Raw genomic sequence first — 6,733 nt, forward strand, 5'->3', positions numbered from 1 at the left:
GATGTCTTCCCTTTCGTGCGCCATAAAGTCCAATCATATGAAGAATATGTATTTGTTACTAAGACAACGCTCGAAGAAGAAGATCAAGGAAAACTAATTTCACGTACAATTACTGATGAATGGGATATGCCGATTGGGACTATATCATTATTTGATATCGAAGACAATGCTGGTTTTCTTGGGACCTGGCTTGGAAAGGCATACCACGGTAAAGGGTATAATTCAATTGCTAAGGAAGCTTTCTTTAATGAATTATTTTTTGACCTTGGTATCGAGACCGTATATATGAGAATCCGCAAAACCAATCTTCGGTCACTGCATGCGGCTGAAAAATTGCCTTATTCTATTCAAGCTAACGAATCAAGAAGATATATCTACGATCAACTGAACGAAAAAGAAGAGATCTACGACTTATATGAAATTTCCAAAGATTTATATACCCTTTATCTGCTTCGTAAGGATGATGAAGCAGGTGATCAGCTTCTCGAAGCCTAATGTGGACCGTATTCATACGGTCCCTTTTTTATGTTCAAGACTAAAGGCAGCCCATTATGGGCTGCCTTTGAAGTGATCAAAGTAAATTTTTCGAATTACATGTGTTCGATATAACTCAAGCTTCTTTCGCTCAATTGGGTGTTTCGTAACCCCAATCGTCTTTAATTGCTGAATAAACCAGCCCTTTGAATACGTATGCGCCAACTACTCCGCCACCTTTTATATTGATTCCTTCAATATATGCGGCTGAAGCGGGAGAATGATGCGTTAGACTGTGTTTATTTTTGCAGGTCGATTAAAAGCTGATACATTTCTTCCGCAGTTTTGAACGGACGTTTTTGCTTCATTTTTGTTTTATACTCAGTCGATTCTTCATTCAGCTGATTTATGGCTTCGATAAACGCAGGATAGTTGATATCTTCTTCCTGGAGTACTTTACAAAAACCTTGTTTTTCAAAGCTATTTGCATTTAAAATTTGATCGCCACGGGAAGCATTCGCACTAAGTGGAATTAAGAGCATCGGTTTTTGCAGACCAAGAAATTCAAAAATTGAATTAGATCCAGCTCTTGATACCACTATATTAGCGGCCGCTAATAAATCAAAGAGTTCATCATAAACATATTCATATGCCTGATATCCCTTGCGTTCTAAGCCCATTAGGTTCCCTTTACCACATATATGAATGATTTGATATGTCTTAAGCAATTCATCAAGAGTCTCATGTATAACGTTATTAATTCGAACCGCCCCAAGGCTTCCACCCATAACAAGCAAAATAGGTTTCTTGTCAGTAAATCCACAAAGTTCTCTTCCTCTTACTGCGTTGCCATGGAAAATCCCTTCTCTTAAAACAGCTCCGATATACTGTGCTTTTTCCTCGGGTAAAGATCTGGCCGTTTCTTCAAAAGTCGTAAATATTTTCGACGATAGCGGCATCGCAATTTTATTTGCTAAACCAGGCGTATAATCCGATTCGTGAATGAAAACAGGTATTTTAAGCATTTTTGCTGCCAATACCACAGGAACCGAAACAAATCCCCCTTTTGAAAAAATAAAATCAGGCCGGATACTTTTTAATATTTTTCTAGCATCAAAAACCCCCTTCACAACGCGGAAAGGATCCTTCATGTTCTCTAATGATATATATCTCCGCAGCTTTCCAACCGAAATGACACGGTAGCTGATTTGTGGGAATTCTTTTTTTATAATTGTTTTTTCGATTCCTTTTTCAGAACCAATATAGGTAATATCCCAATTATTTTTAATAAATTCAGGAATAATCGCCGCGTTCACAGAAACGTGTCCCGCTGACCCTCCACCAGTAAATACAATTTTCTTTTTCAAAACAATCACCTTCCAAACAAAAAATAAGTTCCCTTCATCATACCATAGGTAAACGCAGATACTAGATAGGAAAACTTGAAATCATAAAAGAGATACCCTTTTATGGTCCTGCATGTAAGAAAAATAAAATTTTTATAGATAAATGCACTATTTTCGAACGAGGAAGATGAACAATAAGTTATTCTGTGATAATATAATCCTTAATTGGGGGGAATGATGTTTGACTATATTATCATCGCTATATAATTGGGATATTTGGCTTCAACTTGGGATATCAGCTGCCATATTCCTATTCTTTTTGGCCGTACGAAGTGCTTTTACTCGGTACCTATTTAAATACCTGCTCAGCTTAGCTAGAAGACGCAATATTACATTTGCTGCTAATTTAATGACTGTACTTGAAAAGCCTTTACGCTGGTTGATTGTTTTAATCGGCTTTATTATAGCCAGTCGATATTTTCCCTTTGAGGTTGTATCGCATGAAATCAGAATTCGCTTATTCCGTTCTGCTTTCATTATTCTTGCTACCTGGGCCCTTTTAAATATCAGTACTATCCTCACTTTGTTGTTTCCACAATTAAACAGCAAACTTGATTTAGGGGTCGATCAAATTGTTATACCTTTCATTACAAAAATAATTAATATTATTTTCATTGCCCTTGGTGTTAGTATCGTAGCCGAAGAATGGGGATTTAATGTAAACGGATTTGTCGCCGGTCTAGGACTGGGAGGACTAGCCTTTGCTCTCGCAGCCAAAGATACGATCAGTAATCTATTTGGCGGGATTGTGATCATTACAGAAAAGCCATTTACCATTGGTGATTGGATTAAGACTCCAAGTGTTGAAGGAACGGTTGAGGATATCACTTTTAGGAGTACAAAGGTCCGAACGTTTGCACAAGCACTTGTAACGGTCCCTAATGCAACGTTATCTAACGAACCAATTATCAACTGGTCGAAGATGGGTAAACGTCAGATTGCCTTTCATCTGAGAGTTTCTTATCAAACATCAAGGACAAAGCTTGAAGTACTTACGAAACAACTTGAACAAATGCTTCAGAATCATGAAGGGGTTCATAAAGACACAATCATGGTAAGGTTTGACCAGTTCAGCAGTGCAAGTCTAGATATCTATTTGTATTTCTTTACTACTGTCACTGATTACGCTGGCTATTTGGAAACGAAAGAAAATATTAATTTTAAAATCATGGACATTCTAGAACAATATAATGTAGAAATGGCCATTCCAGCCCAAAATTTAATTTTCAAGAATGAATCAGCACTGCACGAAATGACTGATTTTAACACCTAATCAACTGCCAAGCTACCTTGGCAGTTTTTTTTGCATGCAGAACCTTCTGATTATGTTATACTACTTTCATTCGCAAAAAATAGTTCAGGAGTATGATATGATTCAAACTTACACAACACCACAGAAAATACGACAGCTTATTTTTATATTGGCACCCATTCTCATTACTCAATTAGGCATTTATTCCATGACATTCTTTGATATTATGATGGCCGGTAAATATCGGACCACAGATGTTGCTGGAGTATCAATAGGAAGTTCACTCTGGATGCCTGTTTATACGGGTATAAGCGGTATATTATTAGCCCTTACACCAATTATTTCTCAAAAACTTGGAGCGAAGGATACAAAGTCGATTCCACATTCCGTCATTCAGGCGTTATATTTAGGCCTGGTAATGGCGGCCGTCGTCATGTTCATTGGCTCAATTGTTTTAAATCCTATATTGGAACTTATGAATCTTGAGCAATCAGTCCATAATATAGCCCATGACTATTTAGTCGCTCTATCCTTTGGAATGATTCCTCTCTTCTTATATAATGTCCTCCGATCATTTATTGATTCTCTTGGACAAACCCGTATATCCATGTTCATCACCTTACTTGCTTTACCGATTAATGTTTTATTCAATTACTTATTAATCTATGGAAAATGGGGCTTCCCCGAGCTTGGAGGCGTCGGTTCAGGGTATGCAACGGCTATCACATATTGGGTCATTATGGTAATTGCCATCTTGACGATCGTAAAGGTTCAACCTTTTGCAAGCTATAACCTATTTTCTAAGCTGTATCGTGTTGCATGGAAAGAATGGCGGGAGCTTTTAATGATTGGACTGCCTATCGGCTTAACGATATTTTTTGAGACTAGTATCTTTGCAGCCGTTACCCTTTTCATGAGTAACTATAATACACTGACGATTGCTTCCCATCAAATTGCCATGAATTTTGCTTCATTCCTATATATGATTCCTTTAAGTATCTCGACGGGTCTAACCATTGTTGTTGGCTTTGAGGCTGGTGCTAAACGATATAAGGATGCTCGGATTTATAGCATACTCGGAATTTCTGGAGCAATTGGTCTATCCTTACTCTGTGCCTCCGTAGTCTTTTTCTTCCGGGAGCAAATCGCTTCGATTTATTCGGTTGATTCAGACGTGATCCAGCTTACGGCACATTTCTTGCTATACGCAACCTTCTTCCAACTATCTGATGCGCTTCAAGCACCCATTCAGGGGATACTACGCGGCTATAAAGATGTAACCATCAGCTTTTTCATGTCGTTTATTTCATACTGGGTTATCGGACTGCCTATGGGGATTCTCCTTTCTAAGTATTCATCATTGGGACCCTTTGGATATTGGATCGGATTAATTGCGGGTCTCGCAATAGGAGCAGTCGGCCTTTTCATTAGACTCCTCTATGTTCAACGTTCGCATGACCCTAAAAGAATACAGCATCAAAAAAAGACAAAGAATCTCCTCATATAATGGAGATCTTTGTCTTTTTTATTGGAGAAATACTTTTCGTAAAACATCTTTTCCGCCTGTAATGGGAATCACGCTGCCTGTAATAAAATCAGATTTACTATCACATAAAAACGCAATCACTCTTGCCACATCTTCCCCTGTCCCAGGACGTCCTACGGGAACATCCGTGTCCTGCTCTAGTTGTGCTTCACTAATACTGCTTTCTTTCCATTCGCCGATAATATCACCGGGACAAACCATGTTGGCAGTAATTCCATAGGAAGCTTCTTCAAGTGCAAGGGTCTTAGTTAAGGAGGTCAACCCTGTTTTGGCTGCAGCAAAGGCAGAGCGGTAAATCCAACCAGGCGCCGTTTCCGAACGATCAAACCCTAAGGTAATAATTCTCCCCCAGCCATTATTCCTCATATGCGGCACAATTTCCTTTGCCATGTAGAAAAAACCCGTTAAATTACCATTCATTAAGTAATTCCACTCTTCACTCGAATACTCGAGCATCGGTTTTCGTTCATGAATATAAGGACCTGCGTTGTGGATAAAAACATCAATTCGCCCAAATGATTGAATGACTGTATTCACCACTGAATGACAATCCTTTTCGTCTGCTGCATCACCACGAATTGCAATTGCTTGTACACCATAAGATTCAATTAGTTCAACTGCTAATTGCTCAGCCTGAACCTTGCTTTCTTTATACGTTACCGCAATATTCATTCCCGTTTCTGCAAGTACACAGGCAGTCTTTCGTCCAATTCCTGTTGCTCCTCCAGTTATAACAGCTACTTTTATCTTCACAAAATTTTACCTCTTCATATAAAGTATTTAGATACGTTATATTATACATAATTATTCTTCAGACACTAAATTTAAGAGTTATTCGGCTTTCCTCCCATTAACGGTCAGAGAGGCATATGCATACAATGGTATTACTTGAAACCTAACGAAAGGAGGAAGAAATGATGTTTCCCTGGAATATGCTTTTTTCAAAAAATAAGCAAACAGATTTTACAAATAAGATGAATCCGAATGACGTTCAATCGTTTATCAATCAATTATTTTCTCAGGTCATTCCAGAAAACATGCAGCAAATGATGAATCAGAAGCAGGCGGAAGGATTCCCCTCTTTTCAAGGAATGGAGCAAGCTGCAAAAGAACAACAACAGCAAGCTACCAATCCCCTTCAGGCGACCGTTTTCGAAACACATACAGACGTGTATGTACGTATTCCATTAAAAGATCCAGCTTCAGTTAAGCAGATGAAAATCTATCATACATCTAATCAATCAATAGTTGAAGGTTTCCCAGGACCAGGTGACCGGCATGTCATTACCCTTCCTGCTACCGTGAAGAAAAAAGGGGCTTCCGCTCACTATAAAGATGAAACATTAGAAATAAAACTACAGAAGAATAATGATCTTCAGTATTCTGAAATTGACGTGTCAGGATTATGATCCTATCCAGCTGTCCAGATAGAGTGAAATCAGACCGGAATCATCCATTCATAGAACGCAAAAAAAGCCAGACCAATATGGCCTGACTCTCCTAATTTTCCAAACATTATTTTCCGATGAACATTTGAGTCCAGTAGTTTCCTGATTCTACGTGTCCAACACCAATGTGAGTAAAGTTTGAACTTAAGATATTCGCACGGTGACCTTCACTATTCATCCAAGATGTTACCACTTGTTGAGGTGTTGTTTGTCCCATTGCGATATTTTCTCCTGCAGCACTATAGTCGATTCCGAAAGACTTCATCATATCAAACGGAGAACCATACGTAGGGCTTGTATGATCAAAATAATTCTTATCTTTCATATCTTGTGATTTGATGCCTGCAACTTTACTAAGTTCAGTATCCATTTCTAATGCTTTTAGTCCTTGTTTTGACCGTTCCGCATTTGTCAAAGCAACAACTTCTTTTTCAAATGCACTGATTTCAGAATTTACGTCTTCACTAGGAGCCGCTTCTTCTTTAGTTGTTTCTTCTTTTGCCGGTTCTTCTGTTGTAGTTGTTTCAGGTGTTTGTACCTCTTCAGCAGGTGTTTCTACTGCCGGAGTTTCTTCTTTTACCGGTGCTTTTACTTCTTCTTTCACTGG

General features: G+C 38.5%; 8 protein-coding genes. 4 read left to right on the forward strand and 4 right to left on the reverse strand.

The window, feature by feature from the left end; genetic code table 11:
- A partial coding sequence (locus AC52RT_RS13850; RefSeq protein ID WP_495541286.1) for a GNAT family N-acetyltransferase occupies positions 1-495 on the forward strand: 495 nt, incomplete at its 5' end.
- Positions 496-549: 54 nt separating this feature from the next.
- Here AC52RT_RS13850 and AC52RT_RS13855 read toward each other — a convergent pair.
- Both AC52RT_RS13855 and murG read right to left on the reverse strand, forming a co-directional pair.
- Positions 550-699, reverse strand: a complete 150-nt coding sequence (locus AC52RT_RS13855; RefSeq protein WP_495541287.1) for a DUF2639 domain-containing protein — start codon at positions 697-699, stop codon at positions 550-552.
- A gap of 74 nt (positions 700-773) precedes the next feature.
- Entirely contained in the window at positions 774-1,841 is a 1,068-nt protein-coding gene (gene murG, locus AC52RT_RS13860) for an undecaprenyldiphospho-muramoylpentapeptide beta-N-acetylglucosaminyltransferase (protein ID WP_495541288.1), read from the reverse strand.
- A 220-nt stretch (positions 1,842-2,061) separates the two neighbouring features.
- Here murG and AC52RT_RS13865 point away from each other — a divergent pair, with 220 nt between their 5' ends.
- Positions 2,062-3,153: a mechanosensitive ion channel family protein gene (locus tag AC52RT_RS13865; RefSeq protein ID WP_495541289.1), complete on the forward strand. Its 1,092-nt coding sequence runs from the start codon at positions 2,062-2,064 to the stop codon at positions 3,151-3,153.
- Between the two features lie 97 nt (positions 3,154-3,250).
- Positions 3,251-4,639 (forward strand): MATE family efflux transporter, encoded by a 1,389-nt coding sequence (locus tag AC52RT_RS13870; protein WP_495541290.1) that lies wholly within the window; start codon positions 3,251-3,253, stop codon positions 4,637-4,639.
- Positions 4,640-4,657: 18 nt separating this feature from the next.
- Here AC52RT_RS13870 and AC52RT_RS13875 read toward each other — a convergent pair whose 3' ends face one another.
- A complete protein-coding gene (locus AC52RT_RS13875; protein ID WP_495541291.1) occupies positions 4,658-5,431 on the reverse strand; it encodes an SDR family oxidoreductase in 774 nt (257 codons plus the stop codon).
- Positions 5,432-5,595: 164 nt separating this feature from the next.
- On the opposite strand from AC52RT_RS13875, the gene AC52RT_RS13880 reads away from it, so the two are divergent.
- Positions 5,596-6,087, forward strand: a complete 492-nt coding sequence (locus AC52RT_RS13880) for an Hsp20/alpha crystallin family protein (RefSeq protein ID WP_495541292.1) — start codon at positions 5,596-5,598, stop codon at positions 6,085-6,087.
- Positions 6,088-6,193: 106 nt separating this feature from the next.
- Here the strand turns inward: AC52RT_RS13880 and AC52RT_RS13885 are convergent.
- Positions 6,194-6,733, reverse strand: a 540-nt coding sequence (locus AC52RT_RS13885) for a CAP domain-containing protein (RefSeq protein WP_495541293.1), incomplete at its 5' end; no start/stop codon positions are given.

Source organism: Peribacillus sp. (assembly GCF_059453735.1).